Origin of the sequence: Kitasatospora sp. NPDC127111, assembly GCF_042677465.1 — a bacterium.
Taxonomy (GTDB): domain Bacteria; phylum Actinomycetota; class Actinomycetes; order Streptomycetales; family Streptomycetaceae; genus Kitasatospora.
In genome coordinates this window covers 1-16571 of sequence record NZ_JBHXTG010000041.1, presented here as the reverse complement: position 1 = coordinate 16571, position 16571 = coordinate 1, and the positions used below count along the sequence as shown (strand labels likewise).

General features: G+C 75.7%; 14 protein-coding genes. 4 read left to right on the top strand and 10 right to left on the bottom strand.

Features of this window, described 5'->3' with window-relative positions; translation table 11 throughout:
• Positions 1-610 precede the first annotated feature (610 nt).
• Complete coding sequence (locus ACFVHB_RS23615; RefSeq protein ID WP_380325614.1) at positions 611-2608, top strand: glycoside hydrolase family 15 protein; 1998 nt, start codon at positions 611-613, stop codon at positions 2606-2608.
• 4 nt (positions 2609-2612) lie between these two features.
• Here ACFVHB_RS23615 and ACFVHB_RS23610 read toward each other — a convergent pair whose 3' ends face one another.
• The 3 genes from ACFVHB_RS23610 to ACFVHB_RS23600 form a co-directional block, all read right to left on the bottom strand.
• A complete protein-coding gene (locus tag ACFVHB_RS23610; protein ID WP_380325611.1) occupies positions 2613-3794 on the bottom strand; it encodes a glycosyltransferase family 4 protein in 1182 nt (393 codons plus the stop codon).
• A gap of 188 nt (positions 3795-3982) precedes the next feature.
• A complete protein-coding gene (gene recN, locus ACFVHB_RS23605; RefSeq protein ID WP_380325764.1) occupies positions 3983-5716 on the bottom strand; it encodes a DNA repair protein RecN in 1734 nt (577 codons plus the stop codon).
• Positions 5717-5791: 75 nt separating this feature from the next.
• Positions 5792-6547, bottom strand: a complete 756-nt coding sequence (locus ACFVHB_RS23600; RefSeq protein ID WP_380325608.1) for a YitT family protein — start codon at positions 6545-6547, stop codon at positions 5792-5794.
• Between the two features lie 134 nt (positions 6548-6681).
• Between ACFVHB_RS23600 and ACFVHB_RS23595 the strand changes: the two genes are divergently transcribed.
• Complete coding sequence (locus tag ACFVHB_RS23595) at positions 6682-8196, top strand: PLP-dependent aminotransferase family protein (protein ID WP_380325606.1); 1515 nt, start codon at positions 6682-6684, stop codon at positions 8194-8196.
• A 33-nt stretch (positions 8197-8229) separates the two neighbouring features.
• On the opposite strand, the gene ACFVHB_RS23590 is transcribed toward ACFVHB_RS23595, so the two are convergent.
• The 4 genes from ACFVHB_RS23590 to ACFVHB_RS23575 all read right to left on the bottom strand — a co-directional run bounded on the left by ACFVHB_RS23590 (position 8230) and on the right by ACFVHB_RS23575 (position 11250).
• Entirely contained in the window at positions 8230-9132 is a 903-nt protein-coding gene (locus tag ACFVHB_RS23590) for an NAD kinase (RefSeq protein ID WP_380325603.1), read from the bottom strand.
• A gap of 92 nt (positions 9133-9224) precedes the next feature.
• A complete protein-coding gene (locus tag ACFVHB_RS23585) occupies positions 9225-10031 on the bottom strand; it encodes a TlyA family RNA methyltransferase (RefSeq protein ID WP_380325761.1) in 807 nt (268 codons plus the stop codon).
• Positions 10032-10070: 39 nt separating this feature from the next.
• Entirely contained in the window at positions 10071-10313 is a 243-nt protein-coding gene (locus ACFVHB_RS23580) for a hypothetical protein (RefSeq protein ID WP_380325600.1), read from the bottom strand.
• Positions 10306-11250, bottom strand: coding sequence for a hypothetical protein (locus ACFVHB_RS23575; RefSeq protein WP_380325598.1), 945 nt, complete (start codon positions 11248-11250; stop codon positions 10306-10308). The genes ACFVHB_RS23580 and ACFVHB_RS23575 overlap by 8 nt, the downstream gene beginning before the upstream one ends.
• Positions 11251-11424: 174 nt before the next feature.
• Between ACFVHB_RS23575 and ACFVHB_RS23570 the strand changes: the two genes are divergently transcribed.
• Positions 11425-11772: an SCP2 sterol-binding domain-containing protein gene (locus ACFVHB_RS23570; RefSeq protein ID WP_380325595.1), complete on the top strand. Its 348-nt coding sequence runs from the start codon at positions 11425-11427 to the stop codon at positions 11770-11772.
• A gap of 133 nt (positions 11773-11905) precedes the next feature.
• On the opposite strand, the gene ACFVHB_RS23565 is transcribed toward ACFVHB_RS23570, so the two are convergent.
• Both ACFVHB_RS23565 and ACFVHB_RS23560 read right to left on the bottom strand, forming a co-directional pair.
• Positions 11906-12949, bottom strand: a complete 1044-nt coding sequence (locus ACFVHB_RS23565; protein ID WP_380325592.1) for an HAD-IIA family hydrolase — start codon at positions 12947-12949, stop codon at positions 11906-11908.
• Between the two features lie 64 nt (positions 12950-13013).
• Positions 13014-13643, bottom strand: coding sequence for a tetratricopeptide repeat protein (locus ACFVHB_RS23560; RefSeq protein ID WP_380325589.1), 630 nt, complete (start codon positions 13641-13643; stop codon positions 13014-13016).
• 93 nt (positions 13644-13736) lie between these two features.
• Between ACFVHB_RS23560 and ACFVHB_RS23555 the strand changes: the two genes are divergently transcribed.
• Entirely contained in the window at positions 13737-15107 is a 1371-nt protein-coding gene (locus tag ACFVHB_RS23555; protein ID WP_380325586.1) for a DUF1015 family protein, read from the top strand.
• 165 nt (positions 15108-15272) lie between these two features.
• Here the strand turns inward: ACFVHB_RS23555 and ACFVHB_RS23550 are convergent, their stop codons facing one another.
• Entirely contained in the window at positions 15273-16142 is an 870-nt protein-coding gene (locus ACFVHB_RS23550; RefSeq protein WP_380325758.1) for a tetratricopeptide repeat protein, read from the bottom strand.
• Between the last annotated feature and the right edge of the window lie 429 nt (positions 16143-16571).

Below are 16571 nucleotides of genomic sequence, written 5' to 3'. Positions count from 1 at the left end.
TTGATCCCACCGGTCCACGGGATACCAGGGTATCAGTGACCCGGCCGGGGCGCTTTCCGGGCCGCTCGCGGGGGCGCGGCACCACACACCCGGCGCACTCCCCGGCGCGACACAGGCGCACCATCCGGCGCACGCGTCACACCGGTCGTACCACCGGCCCGGTCGGGCCACTCGGCGGCCACTCGTCCGGGCCATGACCAGCCCTCCGCTCGGACCACCCGGAACTGATCCTTCCGGGCCATCCTGCCCGGTACTCCCGCGATGCACGGCATTTCCCCCGAATTGTGGCGCCACGCAGGGCGGCGCCCGCGTGCTTCGCCCCTTTCGTCCGTCGTAAGCTGCACGGACGCATCGCCGACAGCACGAGCACGCGGAGGGCGTGGGAGGGTCAGGACACTCCCTGTCCCCGATGCGCGACCGGACCTCCCCGTAATCCCGCTCCTCCCCACCCCTCCAGGGGCTCCACCGAGCCTCGCGCGGACACTCCGGCAAGGCCCGCCACCACCCCCGGCAGGCCGGACGTCCCGGGGGTGGCCCCGGCCCCGCAGACCCCGCTGGCTCTCCCCGGATCGCCGATGCGTCGTGACCACATTGCGAACTGGAGATCCACGTGGCCGGCCGTATCGAGGACTACGCACTCATCGGGGACATGCAGACCGCCGCCCTGGTCAGCAGGGACGGGGCGGTCGATTGGCTGTGCCTGCCCCGCTTCGACTCGCCGGCCGTCTTCGCCGGGCTGCTCGGCACCGATGAACACGGCTTCTGGCGGATCGGCCCGGCCGAAGTGGTCGCCACCGACCTTCCGGCCCCCGCCACCGCCCCGGCCCCGGCCGCCGTCCGCGCGCGCATCGCCGACACCGGCGACCTCCGCATCCCGCCGCCCACCGCCGCCGCGCCGGCCGTTCCCGCCGACCGGCGCCGCTACCGGGGCGACTCGCTGATCCTGGAGCAGGAGTGGGACGCCCGGGGCGGCAGCGTCCGGGTGATCGACTTCATGCCCCCGCGCCCGCTGGCCGGCCGGGACGCCGTCCCCCAGATGATCCGGATCGTCGAGGGCCTCACGGGCACCGTCCGGATGCGCTCCGCGGTGCGGATGCGGTTCAGCTACGGCCGGGTGGTGCCCTGGGTGCACCGGGTCGAGCAGGCCGACGGCGGCCACCGCACCGTCGCCGTGGCCGGCCCCGACTCCGTCTGGCTGGACGGCGAGGCCGAGACCTACGGACGCAACCTCACCACCTACGCCGACTTCACCGTCGCCGCCGGCGAGCGGATCGCCTTCGCCCTCACCTGGCAGGCCTCCCACCTGGAGGCACCGGCCGTCCCCGACGCCGAGGAGATGCTCGCCGCCACCGCCGACTTCTGGCACGAGTGGGCCGGTCAGTGCACCTACCAGGGCCCGTACCGGGAGGCGGTGATCCGCTCCCTGATCACGCTCAAGGGCCTCACCTACGCCCCCACCGGCGGCATCGTCGCCGCCCCGACCACCTCCCTGCCCGAGGACATCGGCGGCGAACGCAACTGGGACTACCGCTACACGTGGCTGCGCGACGCCGCGATCACCCTCTCCTCGCTACTGCGCACCGGCTACCGCGACGAGGCCCGCGCCTGGCGCGAGTGGCTGCTGCGCGCGGTCGCCGGCGACCCGGAGAACCTGCAGATCATGTACGGCATCGCCGGCGAGCGCGAACTCACCGAGTCCTCGCTGGACTGGCTGCCCGGCTACGAGGGCTCCCTGCCCGTCCGGGTCGGCAACGGCGCCGCCGGCCAGCTCCAGCTGGACGTCTACGGCGAGGTCGTCGAGGCGCTGCACCTGGCCCACATGACCGGCCTGGTCCGCAACGACCACGCCCACCACCTCCAGCTGCGCCTGATCGAGTACCTGGAGGACCACTGGCAGGAGCCGGACGAGGGCATCTGGGAGGTCCGCGGCCCGCGCCGGCACTTCGTCCACTCCAAGGTGATGGCCTGGGTCGCCGTCGACCGCACCATCAAGCTGCTGGAGCAGACCCCCGAGGACGCCCCCTCCGACGGCCACCTGGACCGCTGGCGCGAGCTGCGCGAGACGATCCACCGGGACGTCTGCGAGAAGGGCTACGACCCGGAGCGCAACACGTTCACCCAGTACTACGGCGGCCGGGAGCTGGACGCCTCGCTGCTGCTGATCCCCCAGGTCGGCTTCCTGCCGCCGGACGACAAGCGCGTCATCGGCACCATCGAGGCGATCCAGCGCGAACTGTCCACCGAGGACGGCTTCGTGCTGCGCTACCCGACCCACGACGAGAGCGGCAACAACGTCGACGGGCTCTCCGGCCACGAGGGCGCCTTCCTGGCCTGCTCGTTCTGGCTGGCCGACGACCTGGCCATGATCGGCCGGGTCCAGGAGGCCCGCGAGCTGTTCGACAGGCTGCTGTCGCTGCGCAACGACCTGGGGCTGCTCGCCGAGGAGTGGGACCCGCGGGCCAAGCGCCAGGTCGGCAACTTCCCGCAGGCCTTCAGCCACGTCCCGCTGATCGACACCGCGCTGCGGTTGACCGCCTGCGGCGGCGCCTACCTCTCCGCCCAGCCGGACGGCCCGGCCGCCGACCGGGCCGAGCAGGCCACCGTCTGAGGCCTCACGGCGTGCGCTGCACCAGCTCGTCGTAGGTGCTGAGCACCTGGGCGACGGTGGCGGCCTCGTCCGGCCAGGTCTCGGCCTGCTGCCGGCCGGCCGCCACCAGGCGCTCCCGGCGGTCCGGGTCGGCCAGCAGCTCGCGGACCGCCCGGCCGATCGCCGCCGCGTCGCCGGGCGGGACCAGTACGGCCGCGTCGCCGACCAGCTCGGGGATCCCGCCGACGGCGGTGGCGACCACCGGCACGCCGGCCCGCATCGCCTCCTGGACCACCAGCGAACGGGCCTCCCAGCGGCTGGACAGCACCACCACGTCGGCGGCGGCCAGCAGGTCCGGGACGTCGGTGCGGTAGCCGAGCAGGCGCACCGGCAGCTTCTCGGCGGCCACCCGCTCGCGCAGCGCGGCCGCCTCGGGGCCGTCGCCGGCCAGCAGCAGCAGCGGCTCCGGGTCCAGCGCGGCCAGCTCGCGGGAGGCGTCCAGCAGCAGCCCGAAGGCCTTCTGCGGGACGAGCCGGCCGACCGCCAGCACCAGCGGGCGGTCCGGGCCGTCGCCGAGCAGCGCGGCCCGGGCCTCGGCCCGGTCCAGCCGGCCCTCCGGCATCGGCGGGGCGGCGACCGGCCCGAGCCGGGCATCGGTGGCGCCCAGCTCGCGGGCCCGGGCCACCAGGTCGGAGGAGGCCCCGAGCACCAGGTCGGCGGCCCGCGCCACCCGGCGCTCCATCAGCCGCTGGAGGCGGCGTTCCATGCCGGTGGCCAGCAGCGCGTGGTGCGAGGTGACCACCAGCGGGGTCTCCGGGCGCAGGCCCGGGAAGCGGCCGGCGGTGCGCAGCGCCAGGTCGGAGAGCAGGCCGGCGCGCAGGCCGTGGGCGTGCACCACGTCCGCGCCGGTGAAGGCGCGGCGCAGCTCGCCGATCGCGGTGGCATCGCTGCGGGCGCCCGCGGTGGGGGTGATGTCGACCAGGTGGAACCTGGCGCCGCTACGGGAGAAGCCGAACAGGGCGTCCGTACCGGCGGGCGCACAGACCGTCACGGTGACCCCGTGCGCGACCAGGCCCTGCGCCAGGGAGCGCACGTGCGCACCGATGCCGCCGGTACTGGCGGCCAGGACGAGCACCACGTGCAGCTGACCCGGTTCAGGGGCGGCCGCGGTGGCCCGGGCGGCGGAATGGTCCACGTCGTCTCGCATCCGACTCGATCAGGTTCGCGCGCCGCGGTGCGAGGGTTGCCCGCCAGCGACGCTCGGGACTGGAAAGCCAGTGTCCAGCCGCCACCATGCCAGGTCGGCGGCCCTCTTGGACAGTCGGCGCCACCCGGGGCGCGTCGCCGTCCGGCGCGGCGGCCCGCCGCGCCGGACGTGCGGCGGCCCGCCGGCGGCTACCGGTGGCGCGGGGCGCGGGCGGCGGCGAGCAGCTCCTCGGCGTGCGCGCGGCCCAGCTCGGAGTCCTCCAGGCCGGCCAGCATCCGGGAGAGTTCGCGCACCCGTTCCTCGTCGCTCAGCACCTTGACGCCGCTGCGGGTCACGGTGCCGTCGTTGGTCTTCTCCACCACCAGGTGCCGGTCGGCGAAGGCGGCCACCTGCGGGAGGTGGGTGACGACCACGACCTGGGCGGTCTCGGCCAGTTTGGCGAGGCGGCGGCCGATCTCGACCGCGGCCTTGCCGCCGACGCCGGCGTCCACCTCGTCGAACAGGTAGGTGGGGACGGGATCGGCGCCGGCGAAGACCACCTCGACGGCGAGCATGACCCGGGACAGCTCACCGCCGGAGGCGCCCTTGGCGATCGGCCGGGGCTGGGCGCCCGGGTGCGGGGCGAGCAGCACCTCGACCTCGTCCACGCCGTGCGGGCCGTAGGCGACGGTGCGGCCCTCGATCTCGATGCCGGACAGGTCGTCGACCTGGCTGATCGAGAAGGTGACCCGGGCGTGCGGCATGGCGAGTTCGGCCAGCTCGGCGGAGACGGCCTCGGCGAAGCGGCCGGCGGCGGCCTGCCGGGCGGCCGAGACCTCGGCCGCGAGCTCGGCCAGCTCGGCGCGCAGCGCGGTCTCCTGGGCGCCCAGTTCGTCGATCCGGTCGTCGTCGCCGTCGAGTTCGGCGAGCCGGGCGGAGCCGCTCTCGGCCCAGGCCAGCACCTCGGCCAGCGAGTTCTCCGGGCCGCCGTACTTGCGCAGCAGCTGGGCCAGGACGGCCCGGCGGTCCTCGACGGCGGCCAGCCGTACGGGGTCGGCGTCCAGGTCGTCGGCGTAGCCGGCCAGGTCGCCGGCCACGTCGGCGAGCAGGTAGCCGACCTCGTTCAGCCGGTCGGCGAGGGCGGCGAGCCGCTCGTCGTGGTGGCGGACGGCGTCCAGCGCGCGGCGGGCCTGGGCGAGCAGGGTGCCCGCGTCCAGGGCCTCCGGGTCGGCCGGGTCGCCGGCCAGCGCGGCGTGGGCGAGGGTGGCGGCGGAGGAGAGCGCGTCGGCGTGGCCGAGCCGCTCGGCCTCGGCGCCCAGCTCGACGTCCTCACCGGCCACCGGCTCGGCGGCGGCGACCTCGTCCAGCCCGAAGCGGAGCAGGTCGGCCTCCTGGGCGCGCTCGCGGGCCCGGGTGGTGAGCTCCTCCAGGGTGGCGGAGACCTCGCGCAGCCGGCGGTAGACCTCGCGGTAGCGGGCCAGCGGCTCGGCCACCGCCTCGCCCGCGTAGCGGTCCAGGGCGCCGCGCTGGCGGGCCGGGCGGAGCAACCGCTGCTGGTCGGTCTGGCCGTGCACGGCGATCAGGTCCTCGCCGAGCTCGGCGAGCAGCCCGACCGGCACGGCCCGGCCGCCGACGTGGGCCCGGGAGCGGCCTTCGGCGGAGACCGTCCGGCTGATCAGCAACGCGCCGTCGTCCAGTTCGGCGCCGGCCTCGACGGCGCGGGCGGCCACCGGGGAGCCGGCGGGCAGTTCGAGGCGGCCCTCGACGACCGCGCGCCCGGTGCCGTTGCGCACCAGGCCCGGGTCGGCGCGGCCGCCGAGCAGCAGCCCGAGGCTGGTCACCACCATGGTCTTGCCTGCGCCGGTCTCACCGGTCACGGCGGTGAAGCCGGGGGCCAGTTCGACCACCGCGTCGTCGATGACCCCAAGATCCCGTATCCGCATCTCGTCCAACACGGAGACGACCTTACGAGGTTCCACCCCCGGCGCGCGACGAGTGACAACCTCACGCCCGCAAGTTCATCCCTTCCGGGAGGTTCGCGCCGCGGCGGGCACGGTGCACCAGCGCAGGAAGAACTGCGCGAGCGGGCCGATGGCCAGCGCGTACGCGACGGTGCCGACGCCGACGGTGCCGCCGAGCAGGAATCCGACGGCCAGCACCGTCAATTCGATGCCGGTGCGGATCAGCCGCAGCGAGCGGCCGGTACGCCGGTGCAGGCCGGTCATCAGACCGTCGCGCGGGCCCGGGCCGAACCGGGCGCCGATGTAGAGGCCGGTGGCCAGGCCGTTCAGCACGACGGCGGCGGCCATCAGCGCGATCCGGGCCGCCAGCGCGCCGGGGGCGCCGACCACCCGCAGGGTGAGGTCCATCGCCGCGCCGATCATCAGCACGTTGGCGACGGTGCCGAGGCCGGGGCGCTGGCGCAGCGGGATCCAGAGCAGCAGGACGAGGGCGCCGCAGATGGTGACCCAGGCGCCGACGGAGAGGCCGGCGGTGCGCTGGAGGCCCTGGTGGAACACGTCCCACGGGTCGAGGCCGAGCCCGGAGCGCAGCATCAGCCCCATGCTCGCCCCGTACAGGGCGAGGCCGACGGCGAGCTGCGGGATCCTGCGGCCCAGCCGGTCGCTGTCGCCGAGCAGCCGGGCGGCGAGCGGGCGGCGCCCCGCCGCGCCGCCCGCCGCGAGGACCGGCGTCGGGGCGGCGTCGGGCGCGGGCGTCGGTGCGGGCGCGGGTGTGGGGGCGGGCGTGGGGGCGGGCGTGGTCGTAGTGGCCATCGGGTCTCCGTAAGGCGTTGCTGCATCCCGGAGTGGTACTCCGGCGGTGGCGGACTCGACGGCCGCCCTGCCATGATGTCCAGGCCAATAGGGCCCCCGACAGGGCCAATCACGAGCAAGTGGACTGATCAGCCATGGCCGACTGGCACAGCACCGTCACCGCCGCCGCGCTCGCCCGACTCCTCAGCAGCGCCCGGCTGCCCGAACCGGCCGGCACCCGCCGGCCCGCCTACCGGACCCTGGCCGGACAGATCCGCCTGCTGGTCACCGAAGGCCGCCTGCCGGTCGGCGCCCGCCTGCCCGCCGAACGCGAACTGGCCCTCGCCCTCCGGCTCAGCCGCACCACCGTGGCCACCGCGTACGAGGCCCTGCGCGGCGACGGCTACCTGCACAGCCGGCGCGGCTCCGGCAGCTGGACCGCCCTGCCCGAGGGCGCCCCGCCGCCCGGCGACGCGCTCCATCCACTGCCCCCGGACGAACAGGGCCGCACCCTGGACCTCGGCGTCGCCGCCCTGCCCGCCCCGCAGCCGTTCCTCGGCGCGGCCGCCGCCCGCGCCGTCGAGCAGCTGCCCGCGTACGCCGCCGGGCACGGCCACTACCCCACCGGCGTCCCCGTGCTGCGCGAGGCGGTGGCCCGCCGCTACACCCGGCGCGGTCTGCCGACCACACCCGACCAGATCCTCGTCACCATCGGCGCGATGGGCGGCCTGCACCTGGTGCAGCGGGCGCTGATCGGCCGCGGCGACCGGGTCGCGGTCGAGGCGCCCAGCTACGCCCACACCCTCCAGGCGCTGCGCCGCGGCGACGCACGGCTGGTCCCCGTCCCGTACGCCTGGCCGGGCGGCCCGGACCGGCGGCCGGAGTGGGACCTCGCCGAGTGGCGCCGCGTCCTGCACGGCGCCGCGCCCCGCGCCGCCTACGTGATCCCGGACTTCCACAACCCGACCGGCGCCCTGGTCGACGAGGAGCAGCGCCGCCAGCTGCTGGCCGCCGCCCGCGCCGCCGGCACCGTGGTCCTGGTCGACGAGACCACCGCCGAACTCGGCTGGGGCCTCCCGGACGACACCGCGCTGCCCCGGCCGATGGCCGCCCTGGACCGCGCCGCCCAGGTCGTCACGGTCGGCTCGGCCGGCAAGCTGCTCTGGGGCGGCCTGCGGATCGGCTGGGTCCGGGCCGCACCGGCCCTCGTCCGCCGGCTGGCCGGCGAGCGGGTGTACAGCGACGTCGGCGCCCCGGTGCTGGACCAGCTGATCGCCGCCGAACTGCTCGGCGAGCCGCTGGAGGCCGTCCGCGCCCACCAACTGGACCGGCTGCGGACCACCGCCGACGCCTACACCGACGCGCTGCGCACCCGCCTGCCGCACTGGCGGTACGCCGCCCCGCCGGGCGGGCTCGCGCTCTGGGCCTCCACCGGCGACGTCTCCGGCACGGCGATCGCGCTGGCCGGCGAGCAGGACGGCGTGCGGATCGCGGCGGGCAACCGCTTCGGCTCGGACGGCGCCTTCGAGCACCACGTCCGGCTGCCGCTCACCCTGCCCGCCGCGGCCGTCCCCGCCGCCGTCGAACGCCTCGCGGCCCTCGCCACCCGCGCGGCCGCCGGCGGCCGCTGGAACGACACCGGCGACGAGAGCCAGCCACTGGCCGTCTGACGCTCCGTCAACCCTCCGTGGCGGCAGGGCGGATCAGTGCGCCCCCGCCCGGCCGCGCCAACCCGTCACCGGCAGCGCGAACTTGGCCACCAGCCGGTCGGTGAACGGCGCCCGGTGCAGCCGCGCCAGCCGTACCGGCGTCTGCCCCCGCCGCACCTCCACCCGTGCCCCGGCGGGCAGTTCGACCGAACGGCGGCCGTCGCACCAGAGCACCCCGTGCGGGGTCTTCGGCTGCACCTCCACCGCCAGCACCGAGTTCGGCGAGGTCACCAGCGGCCGGGCGAACAGCGCGTGCGCGCTGATCGGCACCATCAGCAGCGCCTCCACCTCGGGCCAGACCACCGGCCCGCCACCGGAGAACGCGTACGCCGTCGAACCGGTCGGCGTCGCGCAGACCACCCCGTCGCAGCCGAAGTTGGAGACCGGGCGGCCGTCCACCTCGGTCACCACCTCCAGCATCCGCTCCCGGGACGCCTTCTCGATCGACGCCTCGTTCAACGCCCAGTCGTGGTGGAGCACATCGCCGTTGGTCCGGACGATCACGTCGAGGGTCATCCGCTCCTCGACCTCGTAGTCGGCGTCCACCACCCGCTCGACCACGACGGCGAGGTCGTCCCGCTCGGCCTCGGCCAGGAAGCCGACCCGGCCCAGGTTGATGCCGAGCATCGGCAGCCCGTGCTCGCGCGCCAGCTCCGCACCGCGCAGCAGCGTGCCGTCCCCGCCGGCGACCAGGATCAGCTCGCAGCCGTCGGCCGCCCCCGGGCCCCCGGCCACCCGCTCGACCCCGTCCGGCAGATCCAGGTCCACCGCCTCGGCAGCCAGCAGCCGGATCCTGATCCCCGCCTTCAGCAGGCCGTGCACCAGTCCCTCGACACTGCGCAGCGCCGCCTCCCGGCCGGTGTGCGCGATCAGGAAGACCGTACGTTCATCATTCATGCCCGCTGCCCTCTCCCTACGCCTGCCGGGTCGCCCTCGGCCCGGTGCGGCCGCGTCACTCAGCATGACGGACCGGACGCCCGCAGAGCACCCTATCGGGGGCCCTCCGCGACGGCCCGGTCCGCCTCCGCCGGGTTCAACTGCGGGGCGTCCCGGCGCAGCCAGAGGAAGTACTCGACGTTCCCCGACGGCCCCGGCAGCGGACTCGCGGTGACCGCGCGCACGCCCAGCCCGAGCTCCCACGCCTGACCGGCCACCTGGCGCACCATCTCGGCACGCAGCTGCGGGCTGCGCACCACCCCTCCGCTGCCCAGCCGTTCCTTGCCGATCTCGAACTGCGGCTTCACCATCAGCACCAGGTCGGCGTCCTCGGCCGCGCAGCCGGCCAGCGCGGGCAGCACCAGGCCGAGCGAGATGAACGAGAGGTCGCCGACCACCAGGTCGACCGGCGTCCCGCCGATCAGGTCGAGGGTCAGCTCGCGCACGTTGGTGCGGTCCATCACCGTCACCCGCTCGTCGCTCTGCAGCGACCAGGCCAGCTGCCCGTAGCCGACGTCCACCGCCAGCACGTGCGCGGCCCCGGCGCGCAGCAGCACGTCGGTGAAGCCGCCGGTCGACGCGCCCGCGTCCAGCGCCCGGCGGCCCTCGACCACCAGGCCCTGCGGCACGAACGCGGCGAAGGCGCCGGCCAGCTTGTGGCCGCCGCGCGAGACGTAGTCGGGGTCGTTCTCGTCCTTGGCCACCACGACCGCCGCCGAGGTCTCCACCTGGGTGGCCGGCTTGGTCGCGGTGGTGCCGCCGACCGTCACCCGGCCGGCCGCGATCAGCTCGGACGCGTGCTCCCGCGACCGGGCCAGCTTGCGGCGGACCAGCTCCGCGTCGAGACGGCGTCGTGCCACTGCCACTGGTGTTTCAGCTCCTACAGGTGGTTCCGCGGGTCATTCCCGGTCGAGCGCGGCCAGGGTGTCCGTGAGCCGCTGGTGAACATCTTCGTACACGGCGACGTGCGCCTCGGTCGGCACCCCGTCCAGCGCCTCCAGCCGGGCCAGCCCGGCGTCGACGGCGGGGTGGCCGGTCGGGGCCAGTTCGACGCCCAGCGGCAGCGGCTCGGCGCCGTCCGGACCGGCGGCGACGGGGCGGGGGGTGGCGGCCGCGTCCGGGCCGGCCGTCGGGTCAGGCATCGGGCTGTGCCGGCTTCCTCGCGCTGCTGTTCTTCCGGGTGGCGGTCTTCTTCGCCGGGCTCTTGCTGGCGGCGGCCGTCCCGCCGGCGGCCTCGTCGGCGGCGGCCGTCCCGGTCCCCGTGTCCTTCGCCGCGGTCGTCTTCGCCGTCTTCTTCGCGGCCGTCTTCTTCGCGGCCGTCGTCTTCGCGGCCGTCGTCTTCTTCTCGGTCGCCTTCTTGGCCGCCGTCGTCTTCTTCGCGGCCGTCGCCTTCTTCGCCGCCGTCGTCTTCTTCTCGGCCGCCTTCTTGGCCGGCGTCGCCTTCTTGGCCGCCGTCTTCGCCGTGGCGGCTCCGGGAGCGGCGGTCCGCTCCGCCGGCGCCTTGTCCGCCGAGTTCACCGACGGCACCGGCGGCACCGACTTCACCGGCGGCACCGGCGGGTCGACCTCCACCGGCTCGTCGACCTCCACCCGCTCGGCCACTATCGGCTCGTCGGCCGCCCGGCCCGCCGTCGCCGCCGGCCCGTCCTCGCGCTCCCAGCCCTGCCCGAACAGCGCGTCCGCCCGCGGCGCCGGCCCGGGTTCGCCGGCCCCCGGCTCCGCCGCCGGAACGACGCCCTCCTCCTCGACCTCGCGCAGCTTGCTCTCCAGGTAGGCGAGTACCACGCCCACCTTGGTCACCTGGTCGCCGATCTTCTCGAAGGCCTTCTCCACCTCGCCGCGCGCCACCCCGACCGCCAGGTCCACCCCGGCCCGCCCGGCCGTCACCGCCTCCTCGGCCAGCGTCTGCAGCGACTCGGCCGACGGAGGGAACTGTCCGCCCAGGCGGCGCTCGACCTCGGCGACGTCGACCCCGGTCTTCTCCAGCAGCCCGGCAGCGGTGCCGACCACCCGCTTGCCGACCTCCTCCACGAGCTCGGCGGCGACCTTTACCACTCCCCGCACCGTCTTCGGCAGCATCCGGGTGCCTCCTTAGCGCCTGCGCGCATCGCTCCGTCGCCATCGGTGCCCGGACCGTTCCGGGCACCCCACTGACGACGCTACCGCCAAAACCGTCCTGGGGTACCGTGGCCCCGCAGTCACCGCCGTCACCCAGTCACGGCACGTCGTCGCACAGGGAGTGGACCAGCCGCCATGGCCAACGCCGAGGAGTGCCGCACGGCACTGGAACAGCTCAGCCGGAACCTGGCGAAGTCCACCGGCAAGGTCCGCAAGGCGGCCGCCCTCGACCGCTCGCTCACCTGCCGGATCACCGACCTCGACCTGACCTTCTCCGGCCGGCTCCGCGACGGCCGGATCGAGGACGTCACCGAGGTCCCCGGGGCCCCCGCCGAGAAGGCCGAGATCCGGCTCACCATGACCAGCGACGACCTGGTCGCCCTGGTCGACGGCCGGCTCAACTTCGCCGTCGCCTGGGCCGGCGGCCGGGTCAAGCTGGAGGCGGGCTTCCGCGACCTGCTGCGGCTGCGCACCCTGCTCTGACCCGGCCCCGCGGTCTGCCCGCGGTCCGCCCGGCGCTGCGGTCTGCCCCGGTCCTGCGGTCCCGGGGTCCTGCACCCACGGGCCACCCCGGCCCGCCGCGGCCCTCCCGCCCCGGCCCTCCCGGCGCGGTGGCTCAGTAGCCCAGTTCGGCCAGCGCCTTCCGCCCGTCCACGGGCACCCCGTCGGCGTCCAGCGCCGTCCACGCCGCCGCGCACAGCGCACGCAGCCCGTCCCAGCGGTCCCCACCGGCGGCCGTGAACCGAAGCTCGCCGTCCTGCACCACCGCGGTCCAGCCACCGCAGCCGAACCCGCCGTCCGGCTCCGCGGTCACCGCGGCGTGCGGCACGAGCAGCCCGCGCAGGTCCTCCGCCAGGTACGTCGGCCGGTGCTCCACCGGCGCCGCCAGCAGCTGCGCCGCCGTGGTCACCCCGGTGAAGACCAGCAGGCTGTCCACCTCGCCGTTGAACGCGCCCTCGATGTCGGTGTCCAGCCGGTCCCCGACCACCAGCGGCCGCCGCGCACCCGTCCTCAGCACCGTCTCCCGGTGCATCGGCGGCAGCGGCTTGCCCGCCACCTCGGGCTCCACCCCGGTCGCCGCCCGCACCGCCGCGACCAGCGTGCCGTTGCCCGGCGCGATCCCGCGCGCCTGCGGCACCGTCAGGTCCAGGTTCGACGCCACCCACGGCAGCCCGCTCTGGACCGCGAACGAGGCCTCCGCCAGGTGCTGCCAGCCCACCGAGGCGTCGAAGCCCTGGACCACCGCGGCCGGCCCCTCCGCCAGCGTGCGGACGGCCACCAGACCGCGCTCGGCCAGCGCCTCCTCCAGGCCCGGACCGCCCACGACCAGCACCTTGGAGCCCGCCGGCACCTTCTCGGAGACGACCCGGGCGGCCGCCTGCGCCGAATTGATCACGTCCGCCGGCTCGGCCGGCACGCCCAGCTCGGTCAGGTGCGCGGCCACCACCCGGGGCGGCCGCGAGGCGTTGTTGGTCACGTACGCCAGCCGCATCCCGGCCGACCGGGCGGACGCCAGCGACTCCACCGCGTGCCCGATCGCGTTCGGTCCGGCGTACACCACGCCGTCGAGGTCCAGCAGCGCCGTGTCGTACGCCTCGGTCAGCGGGCGCGCGCTCCCGCCGGGGGCGGTCCGTCGCACGGTGGTGGCCGTCTCGGTCATGCCTGCTCTACCCCATTCACTGTGCCGACGCCCACGGCGCCGGCATCCACTCCGTCGATCCCCGTCATCCGTCTCCCCCGTCTCCCCCGCTGTCCGCGCCGGTCGGGCCGGTCGGGCCGGGCCCGGCCTGCGCGCCACCGTCCGCGGCCCGCGGCGGCTCCAGGTACCCCGGCGCCCCCGGCAGCAGCGGGCCGAACGCCCCGGCGCGGGCCGCCAGGGTCGCCCGGGTCTGCCGCAGCGCGGCCCGGTAGTGGTCGGTGTCCGGCCGCATCGCCACGGCCAGCGCCAGGTGCTCGGCGGACGTCTCGAAGTCGCCCAGCCGGGCCGCCGCGACGCCCCACCCGAACTGAGCGTAGTCGTCCGACGGATCGGCCAGGGCGACGGCCCGGAAGTTCTCCAGCGCGGCCGCGTACGAACCCGCGTCGAACTGCGCCCGCGCCAGCGTCTCCCGGATGCTGCGCGAGTGCGGCTCCGCCGCGGCCGCCCGCGCGAGCAGCTGCTCGGCCGCCGCCGGGTTGCCCTGCGCCAGCAGTCGCCCGCCCCGGCGGAACCACTCGTACACGTCCCCCGCGGGCTCCCCCGCTCTCCCCTGCTCCGGCACGCCACCCCCGCCGGGGCCGTCGCCCGCCACGACACCGTCCGCGCCCCCGGTGCCGCCGTCCAGCCGTTCCTGCCCGCCGTCGCGCTCGCTCACGCCGTACCTCGCCCTCGGTCACGACACCCGCCCCACGGACCAGCACGGGTGTTCCGATCTCTGAACAACGCGTACGGGGTTACGATGCCCAGAATGAGCACCCCCAGTGCAGGAAGCGGAGTGGAGTCTCCGCAGGGCGGCCCCGGCGATCCCGGCCACGTCGCCACCGCAGGGCTGTCCCTGTCCCCCTTCCGTGGCCTCCGCTACGACCCCGACCGGGTCGGCGCCCTGGCAGCGGTGACCTCGCCGCCGTACGACGTCGTCGACCCGGGCCGCCGGCTCGACCTGGAGACCGCCGACCCGCACAACGTGGTCCGGCTGATCCTGCCGCGCCCCGAGCCGGACGACGCCGGAGACCGCCCCGACCGCGACACCCGCTACCGGCACGCCGCCCGGCTGCTGCGCGACTGGCAGCGCGAGGGCGTCCTGGTCGCCGACCCCGAGCCCGCGCTCTACGTCTACGAGCAGCGCGTGCCCGCCACCGGCGACACCCCGGAGCTGCTCCAACGCGGCCTGATCGGCGCCCTCGCCGTCAGCGGCAGCGAGGCCGGCGTCGTCCTCCCGCACGAGGACGTGATGCCCCGGCCGGTCGCCGACCGGGTCGGCCTGATGCGCACCACCCGCGCCAACCTCGAACCGCTGCTGCTCACCTACCGCGGCAACGGCGGCGCGGCCGGCGTGGTCGAACGCGCCGCCGAGGGCGAACCGCTGCTCACCACGACCACCACCGACGGCACCCACCACCGCCTCTGGGCGGTCACCGATCCGGCCGAGATCGCCGAGGTGTCCCGGGACCTCTCGACCTGCCGGGCGCTGATCGCCGACGGGCACCACCGCTGGGAGATGTACCTGCGGCTCCAGCGCGAGCACCGCCACCTGCCGCGCAGCCCCTGGGACCGCGGCCTGGTGCTGCTGGTCGACACCGCCCGCTACCCGCTGAAGGTCAGGGCGATCCACCGGGTGCTCTACCGGCTGCCGGTCGCCGAGGCCCTGGAGGCGCTGGGCGACCACTGGCAGGTCAAGGAGGTGCCCGGCCCGTTGGAGACCGCCCTGCAGGCCCTCACCGAGCAGAAGCGCCACGGCGGTAGCAGCTTCCTGCTCACCGGCGGCGACGGCGTCTTCTGGCTGGTCGGCGAGCCCGACGAGCAATTGCTCGACGCGACCGTGCCGCCGGACCGGCCGGAGGAGTGGCGCCACCTGGACGCGACCGTCCTGCACGCCACCCTGCTCGACCACACCTGGCGCGTCCCCGACGGCCCCGACGACATCGGCTACCTGCACACCGCGGCGGCCGCCGAGCGCGAGGCCGCCCGGACCGGCGGCACCGCCGTCCTGCTGCACCCGGTCCGCGAGAGCGTGGTGCGCCGGCTCGCCGAGCAGGGCGTCACCATGCCGCGCAAGTCCACCTCGTTCGGTCCGAAGCCGGCCACCGGGCTGGTCCTGCGCAGCCTCGAACTGGGCTGACGCCGGCCCGGGCCGGTTGCCGCCCGGGCGTCTCCACCACCGGGCATCCGGCCATTCGGACAGCAGTGAGGCCCTGCCCCGCTCCGGGGGGTTCCCGGAGCGGGGCAGGGCCTCACTCGTCACTGCTCAGGCCTTGGCGGCCCAGGCCTTGAGCCGCTTCTCCGCTCAGGCCTTCGCGTCGGTGGAGCGCTCGGGCACCACGCCGTCGAAGTCCTCGTCGATCTCGAGGTCGTCCTCGTCGTAGTACTCCTCGACGTCCTCTTCGTCCTCGAAGATCTCCCGCTCGTCCGGCACGCCGCCGCTCCGCGGCTTCGCCGCCGGGGCCTCGGCCTGCTCGGCCTCCTCCGCCAGCTCCGGGTCGAGCGCGTCCACGAACTCCAGGCCGTCGATCTCGGCGAGCCGCTCCGAGGCGTTCGTCGCACCGTCGCTGTCGGCCTCGGCCGCCTTCGCGAACCACTCACGGGCCTCGTCGCCACGGCCGGCCGCGATCAGCGCCTCGGCGTAGGCGTACCGGAGACGCGCGGTCCACGGCTGCACCGAGTTGGAGGCCAGCTCCGGGCTCTGCAGGGTGACCACGGCCGCGTCGAACTGCTCCATGTCGGTGCGGGCACCGGCCGCGACCAGGCGCATCTCGACCTGGCCGGCCTTGTCCAGCTGCTTCACCTCGGGCTCGCCGGCCATCGCCAGCGCCCGCTCCGGGCGGCCCAGACCGCGCTCGCAGTCCGCCATCACCGGCCACAGGTCCGCCCGGCCGGTCATCCGACGGGCGGCGCGGAACTCGGTCAGCGCCTCGGAGTAGCGCTGCGTCATGTACGAGGCGAAGCCGGCGGCCTCACGGACGGCGGCCACGCGGGAGGCCAGCCGCAGCGCGACGCGCGAGTACTGGTACGCCTCCTCCGGCTCGCTGTCCAGCAGGCGGGCGACCATCACCAGGTTGCGGGCGACGTCGTCGGCGAGCGTCTTGGGCAGGCTCTTGAGCTCCTGGCGGACGTCCGCGTCCAGCTCGAAGCCGGTGACGTCCTCCGGGATCGGCAGCCGCTTGACCGGCTCGTAGTTGCCCCGGCGGTCGTCGTAGTCCCGGCCGCCGCGGTCGTCGCGGTCACGGCCGTAGCCACCCGAGGGCCGGTCGTCACGACGCGGGCGGTCGTCGCGGCGGAAGCCGCCACGGTCGTCCCGGCGGCCCTCGAAGCGCCCACCGCCACGGCTGTCCCGGCCGCCGCGGTCGTCACGGTCACGGCCGTAGCCACCCGAGGGGCGGTCGTCCCGACGGAAGCCACCACCGGCCGGACGGTCGTCACGGCGGAAGCCACCGCGGTCGTCACGGTCACGGCCGTAACCACCCGAGGGGCGGTCGTCACGACGCGGACGATCGTCACGGTCATCCCGACGGAACCCACCCGAGGGGCGGTCGTCCCGACGGAAACCGCCACCGGCCGGACGGTCGTCACGGCGGAAGCCACCGCG